The sequence below is a fragment of the Arthrobacter sp. zg-Y40 genome (assembly GCF_020731535.1).
Lineage (GTDB): Bacteria > Actinomycetota > Actinomycetes > Actinomycetales > Micrococcaceae > Arthrobacter_B.
Window position 1 is genome coordinate 99,640 of sequence record NZ_JAJFZS010000008.1, and the last position, 25,411, is coordinate 125,050.

The following is a 25,411-nucleotide window of genomic DNA, read 5'->3' on the forward strand; positions in this document are numbered from 1 at the left end:
GCCGGGCTACTGGCCGGGAAACTCCGTTGTGTGCAGCCGGTCCGTGGGCAGCGGGAGGTCAACGGACCTCAGCAGGTCCGCTGACTTCGCAATGGCTCCTTCCGTGGTTGGGGCCACCTGCACCGAGCCGCGCCGCACTTCCTGGATGAGGACGGGCATCCGGCCGCCGTCGACGTCGAGCCACCAGTCCTCCGTGAACATCCGCAGGCCCAGTTCATCCAGCAAATTCTCTGCCTCGTCCAGTTCCATGGCTTCCCCGCACTGGCGGTGCAGCAGGTCGAACGGGACGAAGCCGCCGTCGTCGGCCAGATGGATGTATCCAACGTGCTCGCCGTCGTGCGAGCGGCGGTGGTCAAAGGTGTTCTCGGGAGGCAAGGGGCCGGTCATGGCAGGAAGCCTACAACCGAATCCGTCGCCGGGGCCTGTGTCCCATCCGTGAAAGGATTCCTGCAGGCATTACGATGGCGGCGGATAAATACCCTAGTGAAAGCCGGAGCCGCATGCCTTTTGAAAATATGTCCGCGTTGGCCGAAAACAACAATGACAACGGCGGATTGCTGGTTATCGGCGGAGCACTGATTGCCGCACTGCTGATTTTTGTGCTGACAAGGGTATTCAAGTCGAAAGGCACGCGACCCGGCGCACCCGGGAAAACCGGGACACCCGGCGGAATTGGTGTGTCCGGAACGATTCCCGCACCTGGACCAAACGGTGCCCCGGTAATGCTCAAAACGGTCTCAACGGAGAATTCCGTCCTCACCGCCGAAGACGTTGTGCTCAAACGGTTCCAGCCCACAAAATTCCGGGCCGGGTATGACCAGACCCAGGTGGATGCGTTCCTGGACCGGGCCGTCCAGGAACTCAGGCGGCTTGAAGGCGACCCCCTTCAGCTTTCGCAGGCCGGACCTGCCGGGATTGCCGGACCGCTGCTGACTCCGGAGCAGGTGGTGAATCAGAAGTTCGCCCCAACGCAGTTCCGCGAGGGCTATTCACAGAACGAGGTGGACGACTTCCTGGACAAGCTGGTGGTGCGTCTGCGGCAGGCGGGATAGGCGCGGGACACGCGGGCTAGGGCTCCTCCCGGCCCGGGAAGCGGTCCCAGAGGTTCATGGTGGTGCTCCAGCTGCGGATGGTCATGGACTTGTACAACGGGGAGGCCATGATGGCGCTTAGCCGGCTCTTGGTGCGCTCGGCACTGAGCCGCTGCGAGTAGATGACACCCTGGCCCGGCCACACCGTGTCCACGCCCTCCCGGGGGCGGAACACCGGCAGGGCCGTTTCCGCGTCGATGCCCATGAGGAAGATCGCGTCGGAGTGGTACGTGTCCGGCTGCTCCCCGAAGCTTTCCGGTCTCTGCTCGATGACGTCCTGCAGCTGGGCGCGGCTCAGGACCAGGACCCGGACCAGCTCATCGTCGAGGTCGAAATTCTCCACGAGGACGGCTTCCATCTCCGGGCCGATGGTCTCCGGGGGAGCGTCGGAGCGCAGCAGGACGTTCCCGCTGGCAATGTACGTGGAGACGTCCTGGTATCCCCGGTCCGTCAGATGCTCACGCAGTGCCTTCATGGGCACCTTGTTGCGGCCGCCCACGTTGATGCCGCGCAGCAGGACCAAGTACGGCTCCACGGCCCGTCAGCCCGCCACGCGGCTGCGGGTACGGGTGTCGACGGCGGCCACCACGCCGCCGTCGACCAGCAGGTCCGTGCCGGTGATGAAACTGGAGTCGCTGCCCAGCAGGAACGCGGCGGCGTTGGCGATGTCCGCCGGTGTGCCCACCCGCTTGGTGCCCGAACCCTCAATCATCGCCCGCATCTGCGTGCCGGATTCCCCGGCCAGTTCCTGCTGGCCCATGGGCGTGGAAATCACCCCGGGGCTGATGCTGTTGACCCGGGCGCCGCGGGCACCCCAGCGCAGGCTGGCTGACTGCACCCGGACCTGGTTGGCGCGCTTGGCCACACTGTAGGCGGCTCCGGGATGGTCGATCCCGGCCACGTAGGGAATCAGCAGGAGGTCATCGGCCGGTACGGCGGCCAGGCTGGCCAGCACATCGGCGGGAATGCCGCCGCCGCCCAGGAAGGCGGCCATGCTGGCGATAACGACGCCGGCCCCGCCCGGGGCTATGACTTTTTCGAATTCCTCCAGCACCACGGCCACCCCGAACAGGTCCACCTTCCAGATGGCCTCGACCGGCGCCTGGACCGGGGAAAGGCCGGCGGTGTGCACCACACCGGTGACGCTGCCCAGCTCCCGGGCGGTGGCGGCCAATGCCTGGACCGACTCGCGGGACGAGACATCCACCTGGGCGGACACGACGTCGTACCCGTCGCCGACGGCGCTGATCATCACGCTTTCGAGCAGGTCCTCGTTGAAGTCGGCCAGCAGCACCTTCTTTCCGGCGCCGATCCGCCGCAGGATGGCCTGTCCCATGCCGCCCATGCCGATGACTACCAGTACGTCCGCTGCCATGATGCTCCTCTGCCTGCAACCGCTGCTGATGAGGGCGGGATCCCCCGTTGCCTAGCGTAGACCCTGTCCGTCCGCACCCCTAGGGCGTGCGTTCTGCCATGCCGGGATGGCTGGAGCACGCACTCTCGACGTCTATAGAGCTGTGTTTGGTGCCCGCCTGATACACCACGGAGTTGCCCTCGCCATCGGAGAGGGTCTGCATCAGATACCGGTTGCCCTTGGCTGAGCTCTCGAACTTGTTGGTCTCGGTGAAACCTTGCGCTGCGAAGTGCTCCGCAGCAGCCGTCGTGGCGTCCTCGGGGGTGGTGACGCCTGGGCCGAAGATGAGGACGCTGAATCGGCGGCTGCTGTCCTCGCCGCAGGAGAGCGTGCCCCGGTAGCCGGTGGTGCGGGCAGGGTCAAAAACCACGCCGTTCTCGTAGGTCCAATCGCCGCCTTGGAGCCGGGCAAGCTCGTCCGTGAGGCCGAGCATCTGGTTGAGGAGATCCAGGGGAGCGGTCCGGGGTGCAGGACCACCGGACGGAGTGGAAATCATCGGTTTCTCCTGGGGAGTATCGACGTTGCTTCCTTCCGTGGCTGTGATGCACCCGGCCAGCAGCAGTCCGGACAGAACAGCGGCGCATGCCCCCAAGAACCTGCCGGTCCTGCGGGCCCTCAGCATCAGCATGTCAGGGCGTTCGTTCTGCCATGCCGGGATGGCTTGAACAGGCACTGCGCACATTGATGGAACTCTTGTCCGTGCCGGCGTTATAGACCACTGATGTACCGTCCTGGTGGGTAAGCGTCTGGATCACGTAATGGTCTTCGTCGATCTGATCATCGAATTTGTTTGTCTCGACGAACCCTTGCTCTGCAAAGTTTTCCGCCGCGTCCGTCGTGGCGTCCTCCGGGCTGGGGACGCCGGGACCGAAGATGTGAACGCTGAACCGGCGGCTGCTGTCCTCACCGCAGGAGAGCGTGCCCCGATAGCCGGTGGTGCGGGCAGGGTCAAAAACCACGCCGTTCTCGTAGGTCCATTGGCCGCCTTGGAGCCTAGCCAGCTCGTCTGTGAAACCAAGCATCTGGTTGAGGAGATCCAGGGGAGCGGTCTGGGGTGCCGGACCGTCGGCCGGAGTGGAAATCATCGGTTTCTCCTGAGGAGTAGCGGCACAGGCCGACAGAGTCGGCACCGATAGGCACAGGACTAAAAGTCCGCACCGAGCGGTGAGGCGAGCATGGGGGACCCTTCGCAGCATCGGATCAGGGGATGGTTTCTGCCATGCCGGGATGGCTGGAGCAGGCACTGTGCACGTCTATGGAACTACGTTTGGTGCCTGCCTGGTACACCACGGAGTTGCCCTCGCTATCGGTGAGGGTCTGCATCAGGTACCGGTTGCCCTTGGCTGAGCTCTCGAACTTGTTGGTCTCGGTAAAGCCTTGCTCTGCAAAGTGCTCCGCCGCCGCCGTCGTTGCGTCCTCCGGGCTGGATACGCCGGGGCCGAAGATCAGGACGCTGAACCGGCGGCTGTTGTCGCCGCAGGACATCATGCCCCGGAACCCGGACGTGTCGGTAGGGTCGAAGAGCGTATCGTTCCCGTAGGTCCACTGGCCGCCGTGGAGTCGGGCAAGCTCATCAGTGAGGCCAAGCATCTGGTTGAGCAGATCCATGGGAGCGGCCTGGGGTGCCGGACCGCCGGACGGAGTGGAAATCATTGGTTTTTCCTGGGGTGTGGTCACGGCACATGCTGAAAGAGCCGGCAGCGAAAGGCACAGAACTAACAGCCCGCACCGAGCGGTTAAGTGCGCATGAGGGACCCTTCGCAGCATCGGATCAGGGTGTGCGTTCTGCCATACCGGGATGGCTGGAGCAGGCACTCTCGACGTCTATGGAGCTGTGTTTGGTGCCCGGATGATAGATCACCGACGTGCCGTCCGGGCGGGTAAGGGTCTGGACGAAGTAACGGTTGTCTTTGGCAGTGCTCTCGAAATTATTCGCCTCGCTGAAGCCTTGATCAGCAAAGTGCTCGGCTGCTGCCCTGGTGGCCGCCTCCGGGTCGGATACTCCCGGGCCGAAGATGTGGACAGTAAAATGCCTGCTGCTGTCGTCGCCGCAGGACAGTACGCCCCGGTACCCGGCGGTGCTGGCGGGGTCAAAAACCACGCCGTTCTCGTGGGTCCACTGGCCGCCGTGGAACCGGGCAAGCTCGTCCGTGAGCCCGAGCATCTGGCGGAGGAGATCCAAGGGAGCGGTCTGGGGTGCCGGACCACCGGTCGGGGTAGAAATCATTGGTTGCTCCTTGGGAGTAGCGGCACAGGCTGACAGCGCCATAAGGATGGCCACTAAGGCGGATGCCGCGGCAGTGCGGAAATGGCGGCTCAAGTTGGACCTTTCAGCAATTCTCACAGACGGGGCCCGTACAGCTGCGGATGCGTTAACTTGTGATGTTCAAGCGGTTCGAGGGGCATTGGGTCTATCACGTCTACCTGCTCGCCTAGCCCCAGGGAAATCCTGGCAAGGCTATCGAGGGCCTGCGTACCCTTGTCGAGATATCCTTGGCTGTCTTGCCGGTTATCCCGCCCGGTGTAAGCACTGTGCTCGTCGGTGGGCGCCAGCAGCTCGTTGCCGTCGGCACTGAAGACCTTCGCGCCAAAGAGCGGATTGGTCGCACCGAGCCGGCCGTCGCCCGTCAACTGGCTGCCCAAGATGCCCCCGCCAGCGACGTAGTCTCCGCGCGCCTGCGTGGCAAAGACTTGCGGGTTTCCGTTCTGATCGTGCGCCACCTGCATTCTGGTGGCATCACGGGTGACGTCAGTGTCCATGCCCGCAGAACCGTAGAGAACCACCGCGTCCACTTGGAAGTCGATTTTTGCAAGTCCGTCACCGGTTGTTGGCGTGCCATAGGAGTGTGCGGCGACGGTTAGGAAGGCATTGTCACCCAGAACGGTATGGATACCGGTTAGGTTGGCAGCAAGGCGTTCCCCGCCGGACCTCGCCAGGTCTGACTGCAGGACCTCCGCGGAAGAAGGAAAGAGGTCCGGGGTGGTGTAGTTCATCCACGCAATAACTGCGTGGCTTGACCCAGGATCCAAATCGTTCTGCGCGTCATAAATGCTCTGGGCAGCGTTGGTCCAGTCCGTCATCCGCTCTGTGGTGGCGTCCATGCCGGGAACATTCACGGTCACATAATCGGCCTCATCCACGTTGCCGATGGCAACCATTGCCAGCGGCGGTATGGCCGATGGGTCAAACGCGAGAAGGTAGCGCTGGCCGTTGGTTTTAGGCTGCGATACGCCGAGTGACTCAGCGATGTTCTTAAACGTGTTTTCCTGCTCCGGCGTCAGGCCGTCTTGCGCGGCAGCTGCCTGCAATGCCAACTGGTTGCCTTTAGCCCTGTCCGAATAGGGGATGCCCTCCAGATTGCCCGCCAACAGGGGTAAAGCGGCGATCACAATTTCCGGGTGCCTGAGGGACGCCCACAGGTCCTTATTCGCGGCCGGGTCCAGGCCCACCGGGGCGGCGACCAGTGCCCAGCGTGGGTTGTCTGCTTTGAAAGCGGCAATCTCTTCGGGCGTCATGAGGTCCATGCTGCGCAAGAGCCGGGTCAGATCCCGCTGGGGGTCAGTGCTTCTGCCTTGGGTCAGCGTGTTGTAAACAGCGGTCGCTGCGTTAACCGCGGCAGCAGGATCCGGTGGGCCGTAGGAGGCGAAGGTGCTTGTGGTGTTTCGGTGAAGGGCGTTGAGCGCGTTGACGCAGCGGTCATCGAGTGCCCTGTAATCGTCTGCCAGGACATTGGCCCGGTGCTGGAATACCGGCCGGTCGGTGGTCGGGTCGAACGCCGGCCCGCCGATTTGTCCGTAGCTCTCCAACTCAGCAACCAGCGCGGCCCTCCGGGCAACGATATCCAGGGCACCTTCGGCGAAGGACTTGAGTGCCTGGGCCGCCGACGCCGTGCTGTCCCGCAGCGCTTTGGCCGTGTCTTTCGGGTGCCCCAACAGGGTGCAGACCTGTTCCTGTTCAGGCGCTTTGTAATACTGGGCCATGCCTCCGGACCAGCCGCCATGGATATCCTCCACTCCGGCGGCAAAGGTGTCCCCGGCGCCGGCCAATCCAGATGCTGCGGCCATCACAGCCTCCGGATCGGGAAGGCCCTCGGTGCCGCTCAAATCCACGTCAAGAATCATTGTGCAACCAACCGTCCCGGCTTGGCATGCTGAACCGCGCCCCGCATCGGCAGGCCCACGACTGCCCGCCGGGCCTGATCAGTCATGGTGTTGTCGGCTGAGACGTATTCGGCCATCGCAGCGTCCACACCACCGACGGCGTTGCGAATTCGCGTCATAGTTGCCTCGGAGTCTCCAACCAATACTTCATCGGCATACCGGGTGAAGGCTGACAGGGTCTTGCTGGCACCAAGACTATTTTCCACCGCGTTAGCAGGTGCACGAATATCCGCAACGGAGATATCCGCCAACTGGCCCTGCACCACGCGGAGCGTGCCGCGGACGCCCGCAACATCTATGTCATATTCAATTGCGTCACTCATTCTGTCCCCCACAGAACTAAACGTTAAAAGCGGGCCGCAATGATTACCTCCGGCACACTCAGTGAGAATAGGGATATACCGCCCTGATGGCAAGAGGCCGCATTATTCGAGCCATGGAGATCCATACCCGCGGGATATCTACTGCTGGCGGCAATCAGCTCCCACGCGCATAATTCCGGTATGGCCGCCTCTGTGGAAATTCCCGTCCCGCCCTTGGTCCAAAGCCTTTCTCCGTTGCTGGCCGAAAACGTGGGGACCGCTCCCTGGACCGGCCCGCGCTGGTGGTGGGCAGGGCCACTGGATGTTGAAGGGCTGGCACTGGGCTCCATGCAGATGCTGGCCACAGCAGTCGCCTCCTACTCGGAATCCACCGGGCGCCGGGACGGCATCGGTTTCACTTCTGACAGCGTCGCGGCGGCGTTTGCCTCGTTTGCGCATCTACGGATCAATAACAAGCCGATACAGGGGTTCGCGCCGCTGTCCGGGTTCCGGCGGACCGCCGACGGCTGGGTCCGCCTGCACGCGAATTATCCCCACCATGAGGCCGCACTGCGTGCCGCCCTCGACGTGCAGCGGCCGGAACAGGTGGACGACGCCGTGCGGCAGCGTTCCTCGGCGGAGGTGGAGGAAGCCGTGACGGCCCGCGGCGGGCTGGCGACGGCGGTGCGGACGCCGGAGCAATGGGGTGCGTCCGCGGCCGGCCAGGCCGTGGCAGCTGAACCATGGCTGCGGTTGGAGTTGCGAGATGCCCGTCCCGGATCCGCCCCGAAGCCTGCCGGCGGAGGGTTGTTGTCGGGCCTCCGGGTGCTGGATCTGACCCGGGTCATCGCCGGCCCTTCCGGCAGCCGCATCCTGGGCGCCCTCGGTGCCGACGTGCTGCGCGTGGATCCTCCGGCGCTCCCGGAGTTGGAGGACCAGTACGTGGACACCGGGTTCGCCAAGCGCAGCGCGGTGGCCGACCTCGCCGACCCGGACGTCCAGCCGCGGCTGCGCGCCCTGCTCGCGGAGGCCGACGTCGTGCTCACCGCCTACCGCGGCGGCTCTTTGGCCCGGCTGGGCCTGGACCCGGTCTCGCTGCTGACGGACTATCCGCACCTGGCCGTAGTTTCCCTGGATGCCTGGGGCGGCCGGGGCCCGTGGACGGAGCGGCGTGGCTTCGACAGCATTGTGCAGGCGGCCACCGGCATTGCGCACCTATACGGCAGCACGGGGAACGACGGCGCGTGGCGGCCCGGCGCGCTGCCGGTCCAGGCGCTGGACTACGCCACCGGGCTGGGAATGTCCGCCGCCGCCGTCGCCCTGGTCGCGGGACGGCCGCGCGGCATTGCCGGTGCGGCGCACCTGTCTCTGGCCCGGACCGCCCAGGAACTGCTGCGCCTGCCCGGCCCGCCGCCCGGGACCAAAGCGTCGGCGCTGCCCGAACCGGCCCTGCGCCGCGGAGCCAGCTCATACGGTGAGTTGACCTATGTTCCGCCGCCGCTGCTGATCCGCGGTGTCCAGCTCGAGTATCCCTGGGTCCCGCCGCCCTACGGCAGCGCGGACCTGTCCTGGGACCAGCCGTTGCGTTAGTCCCGCGGCGGGCGCTGCCGCTGCTGCTTGGTGGCTGACCGCTGTTTCTTGGCATCCAGGCGCCGGTAATTCGAGCCCCGGGTGGGCTTGGTCTTGCGGCGCGTGGGCGGCGGCGGTGCCAGACCGTCTGCGACGAGGGCGGCGAGTTTGGCCAGGGCGGTCTCGCGGTTGCGCAGCTGCGAGCGCTGTTCCGACGCCGTCACGGTCAGTACGCCGGCAACCAGCCGGTTCTTCAGGCGCCGGAGCAGCATCCCGCGCTGCTCTTCTGTCAGCACCGCCGACTCGGCAACATTCCACCACAGCTCAACGCGGCTGTCCGAGGTATTAACGTGCTGGCCCCCGGGCCCGGAGGAACGGGAAAACCGCCAGTTAAGCTCCGCTGCGGGAATCGTCAGCGCGGGCGATACGACCAGGTCCATATATCCAGCGTCCCACGAAAGGACGACGCCGGGCTCACCGGAGTCAGTGGAACAGTCAGCGGAGGAAGACGGCTGCACCGGCCATAAACGCCATTCCGGTGAGGGTCAGCGCCCAGAGCAGCTTCCGGGAGGGCTTCCGGCCCTTGCGGGTGAACAGGTAGACGGCCGCCGCTAAGCCGAACCCGGCTCCGGTGAGTGCCATGAGCACAAAGCCCGGCGGCGGAGGGGGGTTCTCCGTGCTGTCTATCTCAAGGACCCCCGTGAGCGAGAGGACAAAGAACGCAGCCCCCATGACGGTGCCGCCGATGAGGGGCGCTAGCAGCAGGGCTGGCCGTGTCTTGGGATCGCCCATGGACCGGTTGGCCCACTTTGTCCCGTAAAGCGCTTCCTGGCCGGAAAACATGGCCTCGGCGAGCGCCTCCCGCTTCCGTATACCGACCAGGCACAGTACAACGAGAACCGGGCCGATGACGGCGCCGGGCCAGAAAACATCCATGCGAACCCCCCGGGATGGCTATGCGACAAGAGACTACGAGACAGGTGATTGCGGGACAGACAATTGCAGGATAGAGCGTAAACCGGCGGGGGAGCGTGCGTCAGCGGCGGAAAACTACCTGTTGCTGCCTGCGATTCCGGGTATCCGCTCATAGTGCCCGAACCACCGGCAGTTCGCTCCACTCGGTGGTGTACCGCGGGGAGGAGTACTTGCGGGACATGGTCCACTCGGGTTTCGCCGTCGCCATCCCGGCCAGGCCCAGGCCGATGCTCGCAGCCCCGTATTTGTCCGTAACCCGGCCCAGCAGGTCACCCAGATTGCGGCGCTCCTGGTCGGAGACGAACTCATCGAACAGCGGCTGTGCCCCGGCGGCCTCGAGCCCGCTGAGCATCACGCCGGCCTTGGTGTAGGAGACGCCTTCAATGACCTGGGTCTCCAGGGCACCTACCGCCGCCCGACTCAGGATCACCGGGTCCGCCGTCGGCGCCGGCAGCCGCACGGTGGCCGAGGGGAACGACGACGCGCGCTCGCTGAAGTGGGACGTGCCCGCATACGCGGTGAGCACGCTGGCCTGCTGGCCTTCCCGTGCCAGCCGGGCTGCGGCCTGCTGGGCGTAGATGCTCATAACCTGCCGCATCTCGGTATGTGTGGTGACGGGAGTGGAGAAGCTGCGGGAATAGATCAGCTGTTTGCGGTCGGCGCGCTCGTCGTCGAGCGGAATGCAGGAGGTGCCGTTGAGCTCCAGCACCGTGCGCTGCAGGATGACCGAGAACTTCCGCCGGATCATCGCCGGGTCCGCCGCCCGCAGATCCGCCACGGACTCGATGCCCAGCGCCGCCAGCCGGGTCCCCAGCCGCGATCCCACACCCCACAGCCCGGTCACCGGCACCCGGGACATGATGGTGTCCACCACCGCAGGGTCCATGGTGTCCAGGTTGCAGACCCCCTGCAGGTGCCGGTTCTGCTTGGCGATCCGGTTGGCGAACTTCGCCAGGGTCTTGGTGCTGCCGATGCCTACGCAGACGGGCAGGCCGGTGTGCCGGGCGACGGCGGTGCGGATGGTCGCGCCCTGGGCGTTGAGTTCGGCCGGGGTGCCGGCCAGGCCCAGGAAGGACTCGTCAATGGAGTAGACCTCCTGCCACAGCGCATAGCGGCCCAGCAGTTCCATCACCCGTGAGCTGAGGTCTCCGTACAGCTCGTAGTTGCTGGAGCGCTGGATCAGGCCCACCTGCTGGGCGGACTCGGCTAGCTTGAACCACGGGGTGCCGGTCTTGATGCCCAGTGCCTTCGCCTCATCCGAGCGGGCCACTACGCAGCCGTCGTTGTTGGACAGCACCACCACGGGCACTCCGGCCAGCTTCGGATCGAAGGCGCGCTCGCAGGAAACATAGAAGCTGTTGACGTCCACCAGGGCAATCCGGGTGCCGGAGCTGGCAGGAGTTGGCCGGCCCTCCGCGGCTGGTAGATCAGACATGGTGCAGGCACCGGGTCACAACGCCCCACACCGAAAGCTCCGACGGCTCCGACACTTCAATATCGGGGTAACCCGGCGTTTCGGCCCGCAGGAGGATTTTGTTCCCGTCCAGCAGGAGGCGCCGCACGGCCAGTTCTCCGTTGACCACGGCCACCACGACGGCGCCGTCCCGCGGAGTGAGCGAGCGGTCCACGATCAATTCGTCGCCGTTGCAGATGCCGGTGCCGGCCATGGAGTCGCCCTCGACCCGCACCACATAGGTGGAGGTGGGATCGCGGATCAGGTGCCGGTTGAGGTCAATGCGGCCGTCGAAGTAGTCACGGGCCGGGCTCGGAAAGCCGGAGGCAGCGGCAGCGTCGGCCTCCGGCGGCGGGGCTGTCCTGCGGGAACGGTCTGCTGAAAACACCGCCATGCCTGCGCCCCTCTGAGGTGATCAACTAGAACAAACTTTCGAATCCCAGCCTAGCACCGCAGGAAGCCGCAATACCTACGGCCGAAGGGCAGGTGACGCATCCGACGGGCCGCGCGTCAGAAGAGGCGCCGGAGCCGCTATACGATTTAAGCCATGATCATTGAGCTGCAGATCCCGAAAAAGCTGGGACGGGAACTGGAGGAACTGGCCGAGGAACAGGGGGTTCCGGTGGAAACGCTCGTGGTCAACGGAGCGCGCCTGCTGCTGGAACACCGGTACCGCCGCAATATGCAGCCCGAGGTGCCCCAGCAGCAGCTCCCGCCTACTCCTTAAGCGGTACGCCCTTGGCATCCGTGCGGAACGACGCGGCATTGCAGAGGATCATGATGCCCTCGATGAAGCCCCACAGGCTGCCGAATCCGAAGGTGACGAGGGTTACGGCGATCTGCGCTACGCCAAGCCCGGTGTGGCCCAGGTAGAAACGGTGGATGCCCAGGCTGCCCAGGAAAATGCCCAGCAGGCCGGCCACCAGGCGTGACTTCCGCTCGTCGTAGCCCTGGGGGTACTGGCCCTGCGGGTACTGCTGTGCCTGCGGGTACTGTCCCTGGGGATACTGCTGCCCCTGCGGGTACTGTCCCTGGGGATACTGTTGGGCCTGCGGGTACTGGCCCTGCGGGTACTGTGCCTGCCCGTACTGTGCCTGCGGGTACTGGCCCTGCGGGTAGCTTGAAGCCTGCCCGAACTGGTCCTGCCCGTTGCCCTGCTGGGCGTACGGCGGGTACTGCTGGGCGCTGGGCTCTCCGGCCGGGGCGGGAGTGGACTGCTGTCCGGATGCCTGGGGCTGCTGAGCCGGCTCCGGGGCACTCTGCGGGTAGCTGTACTGCCCGTCCGCTGCCGGTGCCCCCGTCTCGGCTCCCTGATCGTTACCGGGATACTGCTTATTTTCCGACATGCTGCCCTTTCAAAAAGTTCCCCCCAGACCTGTCCGAAGGATGACTGGAATCTTCCGTCACGGCACCGGGTCCGGTGCTGTGACGATGGTCGCACTCTAACAGCCCGCTGCGGCGGAAACGGGGCGCCACACGCGCCGAACCCCGCTGTTACTCGAGCGCCCAGGCAGCCAAGCGGTCGCTGAGTTCCATCCAGCCGGGGTCCGGTTCCTGTTCCCGGGGGCGGGCGTCGTACCAGCGGACAATTTCGCGGGCCCCCTTGGAGAAGGGAATCTCCGCCCGGTAGCCGGGCACCAGGGACTTGATCTTGCTGTTGTCGAAGACGGCCGAGTGGCTCTTGTCTCCCAGCAGTCCGGGTCCGCGGACCGGATCATGGGCGGCAATGGTCTCGGAGGCCACGTGCACCAGGACCGGTTCGGGAACCCCCGCTGCCGCCCCGAGCGTCCGGTATACGGCGTCCCAGGGGAGGAATTCGTCCGAGGTGACCGTGTAGCTTTCCCCCAGTGCGGCCGACCGTCCGAGCAGTCCCACGAAGGCCAGGGCAAAGTCCCTGCTGTGCGTCAGGGTCCAGAGGGCCGTCCCGTCCCCGTGCACCAGCACCGGCAGTCCGGCCCGCATCCGGTGAATGTCGGTCCAGCGCCCCAGCAGCGGCACCTTGGTGGCGTCATAGGTATGCGACGGACGCACAATCGTAGCCGGGAAAGCTTCGCTGCGGTAGGCCTGGACCAGCACGTCCTCGGCGGCGATCTTGTCCCGGGAATACTGCCAGAACGGATTGCGCAGCGGCGTGGATTCCAGCACCGGGAGCCGGGCCGGCGGCTTCTGGTAGGCCGAAGCGGAACTGATGAACACGTACTGGCCGGTCCGCCCGCGGTACAGTTCCACGGCATCGCGCACATGCCCGGCGGTGAAAGACAGAAAGTCCGCCACGGCGTCGAACTCCCGGCTTCCCAGCGCCTGCCGGACTGCGGAAACGTCGCGGACGTCGGCCGGGAGCACCTCGACGCCGGCCGGTACCGGCCGCGCCGCGGAAACGCCGCGGTTCAGCACGCTCACCCGGTGCCCGAGGGCCGCGGCGCGGGCGACGGCGGCCGAACTGATCACGCCGGTACCGCCAATGAACAGCAGATTCAGTGCCACGGGATGGTTCACTTCCTGTCCGGATTTTCCTTGACTGGGGGAGGGAGCCGGGCTTAGGTGGAGGTGCCCGGCCCGCAACTGCACCCCAGCGTAGGGCAATTCAGCCCCGGGGACGGCATCAAGGAGAGGTACCACCATGACCGAGAGCCCGCGTTCGAGCGTTCCAGAGCTGACCCTGAGCAACTCAGTGCGGATTCCGCAGCTGGGATTCGGCGTATTCCAGGTTCCGCCGGAACAGACGCAGGAAATTGTGGAAGACGCCCTGGCTGCCGGGTACCGCCACATCGACACCGCGGCGGCCTACGGCAACGAGGCAGGGGTGGGGGCGGCCATCGCGGCTTCCGGCATCCCGCGTGCCGAGATCTTCGTAACCACCAAGCTGCGCAACGGGGACCAGGGCAGGGCGCGGGCTGCGTTCATGGACAGCCGGCGGGCCCTGAAGCTGGACACCGTGGATCTGTACCTGATCCACTGGCCGGTGCCCTCGCAGGGGATGTTCGTGCAGGCGTGGAAGGAGCTGGAAGGGCTCTACCGTGACGGCTACATGCGGGCGATCGGCGTCTCCAACTTCCTGCCCGAGCATCTGGACGCCCTGGCAGACCAGAGCCAGGTGCTGCCCGCCGTCAACCAGATTGAACTGCATCCGGGGTTCCGGCAGGCTGCGCTCGCCGCCGACACGGTTGCGCGCGGCATTGCGGTGGAAGCCTACAGCCCGCTGGGACAGGGTGCTGCCCTGGCGGATGACGAGGTGGCGGCGCTCGCAGACAAATACGGCACGACGCCGGCGCAGGTGGTGCTCGCCTGGCACCTCGGCTCGGGGCGGATCGTCATCCCGAAATCGGCGAATCCCGGCCGGCTGCGGGAAAACCTGGCCGCAGTGGACCTGGACCTGACGCAGGAGGAAATGGACACGCTGGACGGACTGGATGCCGGCAGCCGGATCGGCGCGGACCCGGCCACCGCCTCGTTCAGCCAGCTCTAGGGCGCTGTGCCGCGTTCAAGGCAACCGGGTCACCCGTTCCGGTCCGGGGCCGTGCGCTCACCCAGGGCTTCCTTGCGGCTGTTGTTCTTCCGCCGGGTCACCGCCGAGGCCCAGACCCAGGTGGAGCGGCGCACCCCGGCATCCTCCCACAGCACCTGCACGGCCCTGGCGGACCAGCTGCAGGCCTCACCCTTGACCTGCTCCGCCGCTCCCGGAAAGCGGATCCAGGCCCACACGGGTACACCGGGCACTGACGTGGTGACCGGATTGTGCTCGAAGTCCAGCTCTTCCGGGGTCAGGCCGATCGGCTCCGCCCGCCGGGCATACCTTGCGGCGAGCCGCAGCACGGCATCTTGGTTCATGCTTTTAAAAATAGAACATACGTTCGAGTAGGGATAACCGGCGCCGCCCGGGAAACGGCGGCACGAATGGTGCACAATGGGTGCCATGTGTGGACGCTACGTAATGGCAAGGGCGACGTCGGACCTGGTCTCGGCCTTCGCCGTCGAACAGACAGTGGGCCCTGACGTACAGCCGTCCTGGAACGTGGCGCCCACCGACGACGTGCGCATTGTCACGGAGCGTTTCGCCAGCGAGGAGCCCGTGCGGCGGCTGGCCACCGCCAAGTGGGGCCTGGTGCCGGTCTGGGCGAAGGACCCGAAGATAGGCTCCCGGATGATCAACGCCCGCAGGGAAACCATTCTGGAAAAGCCGGCCTTCCGCAAGGCCGCGGTCAAGCGGCGGGCCCTGGTGCCGGCGGACGGCTATTACGAGTGGGAGAAGTCCGCCGAGGGGAAAATCCCCACCTACCTGTATTCGGAGAAGCGGGATCCGCTGGCTTTCGCCGGCCTCTACGAATTCTGGCCTGACCCGGCGCTGCCTGAAGACCATGAGCACAAGTGGCTGCTCAGCGTCACCATCATCACCACTAAAGCCGCCGATGCGCTGGGCCACATCCATGACCGCACACCCCTGATCATTCCGCCGGACCTGTACGCGGACTGGCTGGACCCGCGCCTGACCGAGGGTGCCGACGTCGCACAGCTGCTCGACGCCGTCCCCGAGCCGACTCTGACACCGCGCGTGGTGTCCACGGATGTGAACTCCGTGCGCAACGACGGACCGGCCCTGATCGAGCCCGCGAGCGCCTGAAAGGCGGGTGCGGCTTCGGCGGCGGGATTGCCAGCGAATGAAAGGCCTCGACATGCCGGTGCCTGCCGGGGCGTAGGGTGTGCGCATGGTGAAGATGACGCGGAGAAACCTGCTTATTGCCTCCGTCGGGGGAATCGCGGCTGCCGGTCTGGGCGCGTGTATGGCGCCGGCTTCCCCGCCACCTGCGTCAACTGCAGCCTCACCGTCCGGGACCGCATCCCCGGCGGGCCCGCCGGATTGGGAAGGCCTGCGTTCACGCCTGCAGGGACAACTGTCCATGCCGGGTGACGAAGCGTTTACATCGGCGCGGCAGGTGGAAAATCCGCGGTTTGACGGTGCGGAGCCGCTGGCGGTGCTTTCGGCGGCGTCGGCAGACGATGTGGCCGAGGGCGTCATGTTCGCCAATGCCTCCGGGGTGCCGCTGGCCCTGCGGTCCGGAGGACACAGTTATGCCGGTCATTCAAGCGGTGATTCAGCCCTCGTCATCGATGTGCGGGCGCTGTCGGCCATCAGCGTCGCCGCGGACGGGTCCGCAACCATCGGTGCGGGTGCCCGGCTTATCCAGGTGTATGAGGCCCTGGGGCAGCAGGGCCGTGCGCTGGCCGCCGGGTCCTGCGCAACGGTGGGGATCACGGGACTGACTCTCGGCGGCGGCGTGGGGGTCCTGACGCGGGCCTTCGGGTTGACATCAGATGCCTTACGGTCCGTTGAAATGGTCTCGGCCGAGGGTATGCGGATGACGGCGAGCGCCGATGAGAACCCGGACATCCTCTGGGCCTGCCGCGGCGGGGGCGGGCAGGTTGGCGTCCTCACGTCCCTGACCTTCGACACTGTTCCGGCACCGACAATTACCACCGCCTTCCTTGAATGGTCCTTCGCTGACGCGGTTCCCGTAATCCTCGCGTGGCAGGCGTGGGCGCCCGACGCCGACCCGCGGCTGTGGTCCACGCTGAAACTCCTCAGCGGTGGCCGCCATGCCGGCCCGGCCATCCAGCTGACGGCAACATGGATTGGCCCGTCGTCCGAGCTGGATGCGAATATGGCGGGGCTGCATCAGGGATCCGGCGTCCTGCCGACGGTGAACTCAGTCCAACCGGACCGGACGTACCAGGATGTGATGTTCTCCTTCGCAGGGTGTGCCGGTGGTGTGTCAGCCGAGCAATGCACCACAGGTGCCGGCGGTCTGTTGCAGCGGGAAGCGTTCAGTGCGACCTCCCATGTCCCCACCGACCTGCTCGACCGGAACGGTGCCGCTGCGCTGGTGGAGAGGTGCATGCTTGGCCAGCAGCTGGCCGGGGCGAGGGAGGTCTCAGTGTCCCTCGACGCGCTCGGTGGAGCCGTGCGGGACCTGCACGTGGAGACAGGGTTTGCCCACCGGGATGCCTACGCCACGGTGCAATACACTGCCACGTTCGAGGACTCAGCGGACCCGGCCCCCTATGACGTGTTCGTTCGGGAATCCCGGGCCGCGATGGAGCCGTGGTGGGGCACCGGGGCCTATGTCAACTATCTCGATCCCTCGATTACTGACCCCGGCGCCGCGTATTTCGGCAGCAACGCGGCCCGCCTCGCCGATATCCGTTCGTCAGCAGATCCGAGCGCCCGCTTCGCGCTGCCCGGGTTCGCAGCAGTGTAGCCGGACCGCGGCTACCAGGCGTAGTCCTCCGGCGCGGTGCGGTGGCCCGGGAAGATCCCGTCCAACCGGTCAAGGGCCGGCTGATCCAAAGTGACGTCCAGGGCAACCAGTGCTTCATCGAGCTGTTCCTGGGTGCGCGGGCCCACCAGCGGTGCGGTGACGGCCGGCTGGTGCAGCAGCCAGGCCAGGGCCAGCACACCGGGTGCAGTTTCCAGCTCCGCCGCGAAGTCTTCGTACTGCTGGATTTGGTCCCGGTGTTTTTCCAGCAGGTCCCGTACCCTGCCCTCGGCCCGCCGTCCGCCGCCGTCGGCCTCCTTCCGCAGGATCCCGCCGAGCAGGCCGCCCTGCAGGGGGGACCAGGGGAGCAGGCCCAGCCCGTACTGCTGTGCGGCGGGGATGACTTCCAGCTCCACGGACCGGTTAATCAGGTTGTAGATGGACTGTTCGCTGACCAGCCCGGTGAAGTTCCGCCGCCGGGCGTTCTCCTGGGCGCGGGCGATGTGCCAGCCAGCGAAGTTGCTGCTGCCGTTGTAGATGATCTTGCCCTGCGCCACAGCCACTTCCATGGCCTGCCAAATCTCGTCCCAGGGCGTGTTCCGGTCAATGTGGTGGAACTGGTAGAGGTCTACGTAGTCCGTCTGCAGCCGCTTCAAACTGGCGTCCAGGGCGCGGCGGATGTTCAGCGCCGAAAGGAACGTGTCATTGGGCCGCTCGCTCATGGACCCGTACAGCTTGGTAGCGATGACCGTGTCCTCGCGCCGGCCGCCGCCCTTGGCGAACCAGCGGCCAATGATCTCCTCCGTCCACCCCTTGCGCTCCCAGCCGTAGACGTTGGCCGTGTCGAAGAAATTGATGCCGGTGTCACGGGCGGAGTCCATGATGGCGTGCGCGTCCGCCTCTTCGGTTTTGGGACCGAAGTTCATGGTGCCCAGGCACAGGCGGGAAACGGACAGGCCGGACCGGCCAAGATGGGTGTATTCCATCCGGCCATTGTGTCCCCGGACACGCGGCGGGACCAGACACGCCGGGGTGCTGATGTAGCCTGAAGGCCAAATAAGGACCGGCAGGGAGAAGCAAAGCACGTGGCTGAATCGTATTACCGCTCACTGGGCAACGGGGTCTATGAGGCCACCATCCACACGCAGGGCGCGTGGAACCCGCACGAGCAGCACATGGCACCCATCTCGGGCCTGCTGGCGCACTGCCTGGAGGAATTCCAGCCGCGGCCCGAGCTCCGGATGGCGCGCATCAGCTACGACATCCTGGGACTGATTCCGCGCACGACCTTCGAAGTGAAAACCACCGTCCTGCGGCCCGGACGCACCATTGAACTCCTGCAGGCCGAGATGGTTGCGGACGGGCGCGCCGCGGTACGCGCCACCGCATGGCGGCTGGCCCGGGGAACCACGCCGGAAGTGGCCGCCGTCGAAGACGAGACCATGCCCGGCCCCGCAGAGGCAGGGTCCCGCGAAAGCCTGACGGCGTGGCCCGGGGCGTTCATCGAATCCCTGGAAATGCGCGCCCTGCCCGGCATCCGGCCCGGCCGCGGACGGGGCTGGCTGCGCACCCCGCACGAAATGGTGGAAGGCACCCCTACGTCGGACCTGGTGAAGATGATCGGCATGGCTGACACCGCCAACGGCATCTCCACCCGCGTGCCCCCGGGCGGGGACAGCTACATGTTCCCGAACGTGGACCTGCAGCTGCACCTGCACCGTGAACCGCGCGGCGAATGGCTGGGCCTGGACACCCGGGTCACGTTCGGAGCGGACGGCATCGGACTGACCTCGGCGGTCCTGCATGATCTGCAGGGTCCGTTCGGGCGCAGCGAGCAGATCCTCACGGTCCGGCCCCTCGGCGGGGCCTAGGACGTGCAGCCCGCCCTGACGGTGGTCCGGCAGCAGCGGTCCCTCGGAGCTGCAGAGGACCTGGACTTCGCGCTGGCGATGCTCGATGCCGTCCGGCGCGGGGAGCTGGGCCCCACCCTGCGCATCTACCGCCCGGTTCCCACTGTGGCGCTGGGGCAGCGTGATGCCAAACTTCCCGGTTTCGCCGCCGCAGAGGCTGCTTCCCGCCGGCACGGATTCGCGCCCCTGGTCCGCAAGGCCGGCGGCCGGGCTGCCGCCTACCACCGGGACTGCCTGATCCTGGACCATGTGGAGCCGGAGGCAGACGCCCTGTCCGGGTCCCGGAACCGCTTCGCCCGGTTCGCTGACCTCCTGGCCGGGGCGCTGGCCAAGAACGGGCTGACCGCCGGCGTCGGACCGATCCCGGGTGAGTATTGCCCGGGTGAGTTCAGCGTCTACGGCGAAGGAGCCCCGGGGGAGCGGATCAAGCTGGCCGGCACGGCCCAGCGCGTGGTTTCCGGGGCCTGGCTGTTTTCCACGGTGCTGGTGGTCGGCAACGGTACGCCGCTGCGCCGGGTGCTGACCGACTGCTATGCCGAGCTGGGGCTCGGGTGGGATCCCCGGACCGCGGGCGCGGCCGCCGACCTGGTCCCGCAGCTGACCACGGACCGGGTGGAGGACGCCGTGCGGGCCGCGTACGCCGGTTATGCCGCCCTGGATGAGGGCGATTTCACTGCCCTCACGGACCTGGCCGGGCGACACTAGGGGCTCGGTGCTTCCTGCGTCCGGCGCCCCCGGCTAAGGTGGATGACTGTCAGCAGGCTTATCAGCACATACGTTACGAAGGAATTCCATTGGGTTCAGACACCGTTGAAAATACTGCCCTCCGGCTGCGCGCGGTCCTCGAAATCCTCGCCGCGGAGGAGCCCTCCGCCGCCGGGAAGATCAGCCGGGGCAAGGTTCTCGGCGCCGCCCTGGACCGGGTTCCGCTGACGGGCAGCGAGGCCGAAACCCTGGCCAGCGGCACCGCCCGCGGTGAACGGGCCCTGGTCAATGCCACCACCAAGCTGGTCAAGGCAGGCTGGATCCTCAAGGAAGCCCGCTCCGGCTGGAGCATCACCAACGCCGGCCGGCAGGCGCTGAAGGATTTCCCGGAGCCCGCCCACCTGGCCGCGGCCCTGAACGGCAAGCCCGTACCCGCTGCTTCCACCCCCGACCAGGCGTCGCCGGCGGAAGAAGTGGTGGAGGACGTGGTGGAGGAAGCGCTGCGCGACGCCGTTTCCGTCCCGGAAGTTCCGGCCGAGCAGCACGGTGCGCATCCCGAGTCCGTCCCCGAACCGTCCTTCCCGCAGCCGGAGTCCGTGGTCCTGGCCGGCGGCTTCCGGTCCGCCCTGGGCATCAATGACTGGGATCCGGCTGGAACGGACCTGCGCTTCGCCTTTGACCGGCACGATGAACTGTGGAAGCTCACCGTGGAACTGCCCGAGGGAACGTATGAGTACAAGGTTGCCCTCAACGGTTCCTGGGACGAGAACTACGGACACGACGCACACCGCGACGGCGGCAACATCGAAATGCAGCACGCCGGCGGACCGTTGACGTTCCTGTACGACCACGCGACCCACTCGGTCATCACCAAGCCCGAGGTCAGCGCCTAAGACCCGGGACGGGGTGCGCCGGCCGGGCCGGGTCCCTCAACCGGATCCACCAGGGTCCCGGCCGGCTCCCGGACCCACCAGACCCCCTCCGCGCGCAGTTCAGCCGGGGTGGAATAGCGGTACCGGTATACCCGGGCACGGATCCAGCGCGGCGGCACCCCGTTGAACGGGTCCCGCCGCAGCAGGCGCAGGGTCCGGCGGTCACCGGCGAGCAGCTTCCGCAGCAGCTCCGGGAACCATGCACCGTAGGAGCCCAGGGCCAGAAACCACATCAGCCAGTCCAGCCGCAAATGGTACGGCGCGAACTGGCGCGGCATCCGCCGCGGGTCCCCGGGTTTTCCCCGAAATCCGTACTCGCGCCAGCGGGCACCGGGCCCCGGCGGGTCATTGGTCCCCTCGATCACCACCTCGTTCCGGTGCCGGGTGATGCTGCCGAACGCGCCGTAAGCGTTGGAGAGATGCCAGCGGTTGAAGCTGGCGTTCATCAGCTGGTTGCGGCTGAACAGATTCTTCAGCGGCGCCCAGGCCCAGTAGAGCATCGCGGCGGTTGCCGCCAGGACGACGACGGCGTTGGCCACCGGCACAGCAGCCGGGTCATCCGCGAACCGGATGCCCGGCAGCACCGCCTGCACGGCCGAGTCGCTGACCGCAGTGAACGCGAGCAGGACAGTCAGGACGTTCAGCCACGCGAAGTTGCCGGAGAGGATCAGCCACAGCTGGGTGATGATGATGACCGCGGCGGCAACCGAGGCCACCGGCTGCGGGAAAAACAGGAAGAACGGCACCACCAGCTGGGCGAAGTGGTTGCCCAGCACCTCCACCTTGTGCAGGGGCCGGGGCAAGTGGTGGAAGAACCAACTGGCCGGATTCGGCATGGGCTGGGTTTCGTGGTGGTAATACAGGGCCGTGAGGTCCCGCCACACCTTGTCTCCGCGCATCTTGATCAGGCCCGCACCGAACTCCAGCCGGAACACCAGCCAGCGGAAGAGCCAGAGCACGGTCACCGGGGGAGCGACGTCGTCGGAGCCAAGGAACGCGGCCAGGAACCCCGCTTCCAGCAGCAGCGACTCCCAGCCGAAACCGTAAAAGGTCTGCCCGATGTTCACTATGGACAGGTACAGGCCCCAGATCAGCAGGAAAGCCGCCAAGGGCAGCCACCACGGGCCGGACTGCGGCACTCCGGCCACGAGCAGGGCCGAGACCGCCGCACCCGTCCAGGCCACTATGAGCAGGAACCGGTCCGAGTAGTGCCAGCGGAACAGCGTGGGGATGCCGCGGCCCGCCGTCCGCTGCAGGAACCGCGGCGCCGGCAGCAGCCCGTTTTCGCCCAGCAGTGCCGGGAACTGCGCAGCGGCATTCAGGAAACCGATCAGGAAGACGGCGGCGATACCGCGCTGCAGCACCTGGCGGGCGAACTCGTATCCTTCGGCGCTGAAGAGCTCCATGGCCATCCAGCCTAGCTGCCGCTGCCGGACGCAGCGGCACTACCCTCCCGCATTTTCCGGCTGCCCCCGATACTGGCGGTGCGCCGACGGGCAGATGGCCGTACGGAGACAGTGACCGGACAGAGAAACACCGAGCAGACAGGGGATCAGCCATGAGGATTGTGGTGACGAGTATTTTTGTGGACGCCCAGGACAAAGCACTGGATTTTTACACGCGCGTGCTGGGATTCGAGCCGCGGCAGGATGTGCCGGCGGGCGGGGCGCGCTGGCTGACGGTGGGCGTGCCGGGGGAGGAGGGCGGCGTGGAGTTGCTGCTGGAACCGGCCGGGCATCCCGCCGTCGCTCCGTTTACGCAGGCGCTGGTGGCGGACGGGATTCCGTTCACGTCCTTCGCCGTGGACAGCGTGCAGGATGAATATGAGCGCCTGCTGGACCTGGGCGTGGAGTTCACGCAGCCGCCGACGCAGATGGGACCAATGACGACGGCGGTGTTCTCCGACACGGTGGGCAACCTCATCCAGATCGCCGGCAGCAACGGCTGACCTTCCTCCGCCGCCGACTAGCATGCTGATAAGGCCCGCGCGGGTGTGCCAGGGGGAGGACCCATGCGGCTGTAGGGCTGTCGCGTTTTAGCTGGCCGCACCGGCTCCATCGGCGACGAATGGCTACCCATCGAGGTCTCGACGGCGAAAACCAGTGAAACCGATCAGTAGGAACACAGCGGTGACGGCGGAGATTCCTGCCCCGGCCCACCCGGCCTCGTCGACGGAAACGTTGGGAACGTGCCAGAACGGACTGATAGCAAGCACCCAGTCCCAGAGCCTGAACGTCGGGCCCAGCAACGTGAGCGCAAAGGAAATGAACACGCCCGCCCAAGACGCGATCACCAGCCGGGGGCGGGCGCCGACGACCGCTGCGGATACGGAGGTGGCCGTGCACACGGCCGGAACCGTCACCACGGCCTGCAGCAGAACCCTGCCGGCGTCGATGCCCAGTTCTCCGGAGGCCAGCACCGCGATGATGGCTCCGGCCAGGAGCAGGTAGATGGTTGGTGCGGCCAATGCGAGGATGACGTTCGCCGTGAAGTAACGGGAGCGCGGAACGGCGGCGGCCAGAACCGGCTCCAGCCTGCCCGCCAGCTCCTCGGTCCGCACCTTCTGCACGATCTGCACGCCCGGAATGGCGGCGAGAATACCGACCAGACTCAGGATCGTCGTCAGGAAGGCCGGCGCGAGAGCATCCGGCGTGGCGGCACCGGAGGCGAGAACCGAGGCGGCTGCGCTGTCACCGCTCAGGATGTCCTTAAAGGAGCGGGCAAAAAACCCGAAGACCACCCCGATAATCATGAATGCAACGGTCCATGTCAGGAGCGGGGCGCGGTTCAGCCGGACCGCCAGGCTCCACGGAGTTCCAACCCTGCCCCGGGCGGGGCCGGGTCCGGGGACGATGGCCCCCTGCCCGAAGTCGCGCCGGGACTGCAGCAGGAAGGCTATACCGAGCAGGACCAGAGTAACGGCCATTGCGGGGAGCAGCGGCCACCAGTGGTTGCCGCTGGCCGGCCGGGTTTCCGTCATCCAACTCAACGGATTTATCCAGGACGTCCAGTCCGGTGCCTCCACCGAATACAGGAAGCCGCGCAGCAGGAACAGCGCGCCGAAGGTACCCACAGCCAGCGAGTTGGCCGTCCGCGCATCGGATCCTAGCTGCGCCGTCACAGCGGCGACCGCAGCGAACATCCAACCGGTGGCAGTGAACGTTGCTCCCAGCAGCAGGGACGCATTCCAGCTGCCGCCGCACCAGGAAGTGACGACTCCGGCGACGCCTCCCAGAGCCACCGAGCCGATCAGGGCCAGGCTCACTCCCGCCAGCAGACGGCTGTTCCGGCCCAGTACACCGGATGCCAGAAGCTCCGCCTGTCCGGAGTCCTCCTGACCCCGGCTGGACCGGGTGACGATGAAAATCGATCCGAGTGCGGCGAGGAATCCGCCCAGGGCGAGGCTGCGCCAAGCGTTGAAACCGTCGTCGGTGCTCAGATCATAGGCCGGCCCGAAGATCAGGCCCAGTGCCGGGTTGGAGCCAATGGCAAGGGCTAGCCCGAGGCGGTCCTGCTGGGTGGGAAAGACCCATGGGTAGACGAGCACGGAGGACGCAGAGAGCGCCGTCGCGATCAGGATCCACGGTACAAAGCTACGTCCGTCGAACCGGACAGTAGCGCGCAGCAGGGGTCCGGTACCCGTCAGGGCGTTACTCATGGGCGCGCCCGTGTGGAGGGGGTGTCATCGTCGTACAGCCGCAGGAAGAGGCTCTCCAGCGAGGGCGGTTCAACGGTCAGCGATGTGATGCCGAACGGGGTGAGTGCTGCCATTGCCTCACCCACCCGTGCGGACTCCACCACGGCCGTGAGTTTGCCGCCGTCCAGGTGCACGTCCCCGAATGCGGTCAGCTGGCCGGGCTGTGGGTCACGTTCCAGAGTGGCGCGGACGGCGGCGGTGGTATGCCCGCGAAGCTGGGCCAGCGTGCCTTCCTCCACGATCCGTCCGTCCCGGATAATGCTCACCCGGTCCGCGAGGGTTTCGACTTCGGCGAGGATATGGCTGCTGAGCAGCACCGTGGTGCCGCGTTGCTTTGCCTCACCGATCACTTCCTGGAAGACGTTCTCCATCAGCGGGTCCAGGCCGCTGGTTGGCTCGTCGAGGATTAGGAGCTCGACGTCGGAGGCCAGGGCGGCGACGATGGCTACCTTTTGCCGGTTCCCCTTGGAGTACTGCCGGCCCCGCTTCGCGGGATCCAGCTCAAACCGCTGGATCAGTTCCGCCCGCCGCCCCTCGTCCAGCCCGCCGCGGAGCGATCCCAGCAGGTCGATGGCTTCGCCGCCGGTCATGCCCGGCCATAACGCGACATCGCCCGGTACATAGGCAAGCCGCCGATGCAGCGGCACGGCCTCCCGCCACGGATCCTTACCCAGGACATGCAGGTCTCCGGCGTCGGCCTTCAACAGCCCCAAGAGCACACGGATAGTTGTTGACTTCCCGGCGCCGTTTGGCCCCAGAAAACCGTGCACCTGCCCACGCTCAACCTGGAGGTTCAGCCCGTTCAGAGCCTGGAATCTCCCGAAAGACTTTTCCAGCCCCTGAACACTGATGACTAACTCCGCGCTCATAGCCTCCCCGTTCTCTAGCCATCCCTACAGCTAGTGTGCTGGCAAATCCGCCATGCGTTCATGGGTGTCGGCCAAATCCTCG

At 66.4% G+C, this 25,411-nt stretch carries 30 protein-coding genes; 10 read left to right on the forward strand and 20 right to left on the reverse strand.

The genetic code is table 11. From position 1 onward, the window contains the following. Window positions 1-6: 6 nt before the first annotated feature. A complete protein-coding gene (locus LJ754_RS07810; protein WP_227926150.1) occupies window positions 7-387 on the reverse strand; it encodes a serine/threonine protein phosphatase in 381 nt (126 codons plus the stop codon). A 335-nt stretch (window positions 388-722) separates the two neighbouring features. Here LJ754_RS07810 and LJ754_RS17035 point away from each other — a divergent pair, with 335 nt between their 5' ends. Further along, the gene (locus LJ754_RS17035; protein ID WP_442860322.1) at window positions 723-1,052 is read left to right on the forward strand and encodes a DivIVA domain-containing protein; all 330 of its coding nucleotides are present in this window, start codon (window positions 723-725) and stop codon (window positions 1,050-1,052) included. 16 nt (window positions 1,053-1,068) lie between these two features. Here LJ754_RS17035 and LJ754_RS07825 read toward each other — a convergent pair whose 3' ends face one another. The 8 genes from LJ754_RS07825 to LJ754_RS07860 form a co-directional block, all read right to left on the reverse strand. Then, on the reverse strand, window positions 1,069-1,626 hold the full coding sequence (locus LJ754_RS07825; protein WP_227926151.1) for a DUF1697 domain-containing protein: 558 nt from the start codon (window positions 1,624-1,626) through the stop codon (window positions 1,069-1,071). A gap of 6 nt (window positions 1,627-1,632) precedes the next feature. Continuing rightward, window positions 1,633-2,466, reverse strand: a complete 834-nt coding sequence (locus LJ754_RS07830) for an SDR family oxidoreductase (protein ID WP_227926152.1) — start codon at window positions 2,464-2,466, stop codon at window positions 1,633-1,635. A gap of 79 nt (window positions 2,467-2,545) precedes the next feature. Next, window positions 2,546-3,001, reverse strand: coding sequence for a hypothetical protein (locus tag LJ754_RS07835; protein ID WP_227926153.1), 456 nt, complete (start codon window positions 2,999-3,001; stop codon window positions 2,546-2,548). 133 nt (window positions 3,002-3,134) lie between these two features. Then, entirely contained in the window at window positions 3,135-3,590 is a 456-nt protein-coding gene (locus LJ754_RS07840) for a hypothetical protein (RefSeq protein ID WP_227926154.1), read from the reverse strand. A 115-nt stretch (window positions 3,591-3,705) separates the two neighbouring features. Further along, window positions 3,706-4,158, reverse strand: coding sequence for a hypothetical protein (locus LJ754_RS07845; protein WP_227926155.1), 453 nt, complete (start codon window positions 4,156-4,158; stop codon window positions 3,706-3,708). A gap of 118 nt (window positions 4,159-4,276) precedes the next feature. Continuing rightward, window positions 4,277-4,732, reverse strand: a complete 456-nt coding sequence (locus LJ754_RS07850; protein WP_227926156.1) for a hypothetical protein — start codon at window positions 4,730-4,732, stop codon at window positions 4,277-4,279. 113 nt (window positions 4,733-4,845) lie between these two features. Then, window positions 4,846-6,627, reverse strand: coding sequence for an alpha/beta hydrolase (locus LJ754_RS07855; RefSeq protein ID WP_227926157.1), 1,782 nt, complete (start codon window positions 6,625-6,627; stop codon window positions 4,846-4,848). Beyond that, window positions 6,624-6,989, reverse strand: coding sequence for a DUF6507 family protein (locus LJ754_RS07860; protein ID WP_227926158.1), 366 nt, complete (start codon window positions 6,987-6,989; stop codon window positions 6,624-6,626). Before LJ754_RS07860 ends, LJ754_RS07855 begins: the two co-directional genes overlap by 4 nt. 180 nt (window positions 6,990-7,169) lie before the next feature. On the opposite strand from LJ754_RS07860, the gene LJ754_RS07865 reads away from it, so the two are divergent. Next, on the forward strand, window positions 7,170-8,558 hold the full coding sequence (locus LJ754_RS07865; RefSeq protein WP_227926159.1) for a CoA transferase: 1,389 nt from the start codon (window positions 7,170-7,172) through the stop codon (window positions 8,556-8,558). Here the strand turns inward: LJ754_RS07865 and arfB are convergent. The 4 genes from arfB to LJ754_RS07885 form a co-directional block, all read right to left on the reverse strand. After that, a complete protein-coding gene (gene arfB, locus LJ754_RS07870; protein WP_227926160.1) occupies window positions 8,555-8,977 on the reverse strand; it encodes an alternative ribosome rescue aminoacyl-tRNA hydrolase ArfB in 423 nt (140 codons plus the stop codon). The two genes, LJ754_RS07865 and arfB, sit on opposite strands and share 4 nt — an antisense overlap. A 55-nt stretch (window positions 8,978-9,032) precedes the next feature. After that, complete coding sequence (locus LJ754_RS07875) at window positions 9,033-9,473, reverse strand: hypothetical protein (protein WP_227926161.1); 441 nt, start codon at window positions 9,471-9,473, stop codon at window positions 9,033-9,035. Window positions 9,474-9,621: 148 nt separating this feature from the next. Continuing rightward, window positions 9,622-10,947 carry a Y-family DNA polymerase gene (locus LJ754_RS07880; protein WP_227926162.1) on the reverse strand — a complete coding sequence of 442 codons (1,326 nt, stop codon included), beginning with the start codon at window positions 10,945-10,947 and terminating at the stop codon, window positions 9,622-9,624. Next, a complete protein-coding gene (locus LJ754_RS07885; RefSeq protein ID WP_227926163.1) occupies window positions 10,940-11,359 on the reverse strand; it encodes a LexA family protein in 420 nt (139 codons plus the stop codon). Before LJ754_RS07885 ends, LJ754_RS07880 begins: the two co-directional genes overlap by 8 nt. 153 nt (window positions 11,360-11,512) lie before the next feature. Between LJ754_RS07885 and LJ754_RS07890 the strand changes: the two genes are divergently transcribed. Then, window positions 11,513-11,692, forward strand: a complete 180-nt coding sequence (locus tag LJ754_RS07890) for a hypothetical protein (protein ID WP_227911563.1) — start codon at window positions 11,513-11,515, stop codon at window positions 11,690-11,692. Here LJ754_RS07890 and LJ754_RS07895 read toward each other — a convergent pair. Beyond that, window positions 11,682-12,311, reverse strand: a complete 630-nt coding sequence (locus LJ754_RS07895) for a TM2 domain-containing protein (protein WP_227926164.1) — start codon at window positions 12,309-12,311, stop codon at window positions 11,682-11,684. The two genes, LJ754_RS07890 and LJ754_RS07895, sit on opposite strands and share 11 nt — an antisense overlap. Before the next feature lie 148 nt (window positions 12,312-12,459). Further along, window positions 12,460-13,449 (reverse strand): NAD-dependent epimerase/dehydratase family protein, encoded by a 990-nt coding sequence (locus LJ754_RS07900; RefSeq protein WP_227926165.1) that lies wholly within the window; start codon window positions 13,447-13,449, stop codon window positions 12,460-12,462. A gap of 136 nt (window positions 13,450-13,585) precedes the next feature. Between LJ754_RS07900 and LJ754_RS07905 the strand changes: the two genes are divergently transcribed. After that, complete coding sequence (locus LJ754_RS07905; RefSeq protein ID WP_227926166.1) at window positions 13,586-14,431, forward strand: aldo/keto reductase; 846 nt, start codon at window positions 13,586-13,588, stop codon at window positions 14,429-14,431. Between the two features lie 29 nt (window positions 14,432-14,460). Here the strand turns inward: LJ754_RS07905 and LJ754_RS07910 are convergent, their stop codons facing one another. Beyond that, window positions 14,461-14,793 carry a hypothetical protein gene (locus tag LJ754_RS07910; protein ID WP_227926167.1) on the reverse strand — a complete coding sequence of 111 codons (333 nt, stop codon included), beginning with the start codon at window positions 14,791-14,793 and terminating at the stop codon, window positions 14,461-14,463. An 85-nt stretch (window positions 14,794-14,878) separates the two neighbouring features. Between LJ754_RS07910 and LJ754_RS07915 the strand changes: the two genes are divergently transcribed. After that, window positions 14,879-15,583, forward strand: coding sequence for an SOS response-associated peptidase (locus LJ754_RS07915; protein WP_227926168.1), 705 nt, complete (start codon window positions 14,879-14,881; stop codon window positions 15,581-15,583). 277 nt (window positions 15,584-15,860) lie between these two features. Beyond that, window positions 15,861-17,219 (forward strand): FAD-dependent oxidoreductase, encoded by a 1,359-nt coding sequence (locus LJ754_RS07920; RefSeq protein ID WP_227926169.1) that lies wholly within the window; start codon window positions 15,861-15,863, stop codon window positions 17,217-17,219. Between the two features lie 11 nt (window positions 17,220-17,230). Here LJ754_RS07920 and LJ754_RS07925 read toward each other — a convergent pair whose 3' ends face one another. Further along, window positions 17,231-18,202 carry an aldo/keto reductase gene (locus LJ754_RS07925; RefSeq protein WP_227926170.1) on the reverse strand — a complete coding sequence of 324 codons (972 nt, stop codon included), beginning with the start codon at window positions 18,200-18,202 and terminating at the stop codon, window positions 17,231-17,233. 99 nt (window positions 18,203-18,301) lie between these two features. Here LJ754_RS07925 and LJ754_RS07930 point away from each other — a divergent pair, with 99 nt between their 5' ends. The 3 genes from LJ754_RS07930 (at window position 18,302) to LJ754_RS07940 (ending at window position 20,724) form a co-directional block, all read left to right on the forward strand. After that, window positions 18,302-19,087: a thioesterase family protein gene (locus LJ754_RS07930; protein WP_227926171.1), complete on the forward strand. Its 786-nt coding sequence runs from the start codon at window positions 18,302-18,304 to the stop codon at window positions 19,085-19,087. 3 nt (window positions 19,088-19,090) lie between these two features. Beyond that, entirely contained in the window at window positions 19,091-19,831 is a 741-nt protein-coding gene (locus tag LJ754_RS07935; protein WP_227926172.1) for a lipoate--protein ligase family protein, read from the forward strand. 89 nt (window positions 19,832-19,920) lie between these two features. Next, window positions 19,921-20,724 carry a pullulanase X25 domain-containing protein gene (locus LJ754_RS07940; protein WP_227926173.1) on the forward strand — a complete coding sequence of 268 codons (804 nt, stop codon included), beginning with the start codon at window positions 19,921-19,923 and terminating at the stop codon, window positions 20,722-20,724. On the opposite strand, the gene LJ754_RS07945 is transcribed toward LJ754_RS07940, so the two are convergent. Then, complete coding sequence (locus tag LJ754_RS07945) at window positions 20,721-22,169, reverse strand: lipase maturation factor family protein (RefSeq protein ID WP_227926174.1); 1,449 nt, start codon at window positions 22,167-22,169, stop codon at window positions 20,721-20,723. The two genes, LJ754_RS07940 and LJ754_RS07945, sit on opposite strands and share 4 nt — an antisense overlap. Window positions 22,170-22,321: 152 nt before the next feature. Here LJ754_RS07945 and LJ754_RS07950 point away from each other — a divergent pair, with 152 nt between their 5' ends. After that, window positions 22,322-22,711, forward strand: coding sequence for a VOC family protein (locus LJ754_RS07950; protein WP_227926175.1), 390 nt, complete (start codon window positions 22,322-22,324; stop codon window positions 22,709-22,711). A gap of 123 nt (window positions 22,712-22,834) precedes the next feature. On the opposite strand, the gene LJ754_RS07955 is transcribed toward LJ754_RS07950, so the two are convergent. Continuing rightward, on the reverse strand, window positions 22,835-24,421 hold the full coding sequence (locus LJ754_RS07955) for an ABC transporter permease (RefSeq protein WP_227926176.1): 1,587 nt from the start codon (window positions 24,419-24,421) through the stop codon (window positions 22,835-22,837). Then, entirely contained in the window at window positions 24,418-25,329 is a 912-nt protein-coding gene (locus LJ754_RS07960; RefSeq protein ID WP_227911549.1) for an ABC transporter ATP-binding protein, read from the reverse strand. The genes LJ754_RS07955 and LJ754_RS07960 overlap by 4 nt, the downstream gene beginning before the upstream one ends. Window positions 25,330-25,411: the final 82 nt, after the last annotated feature.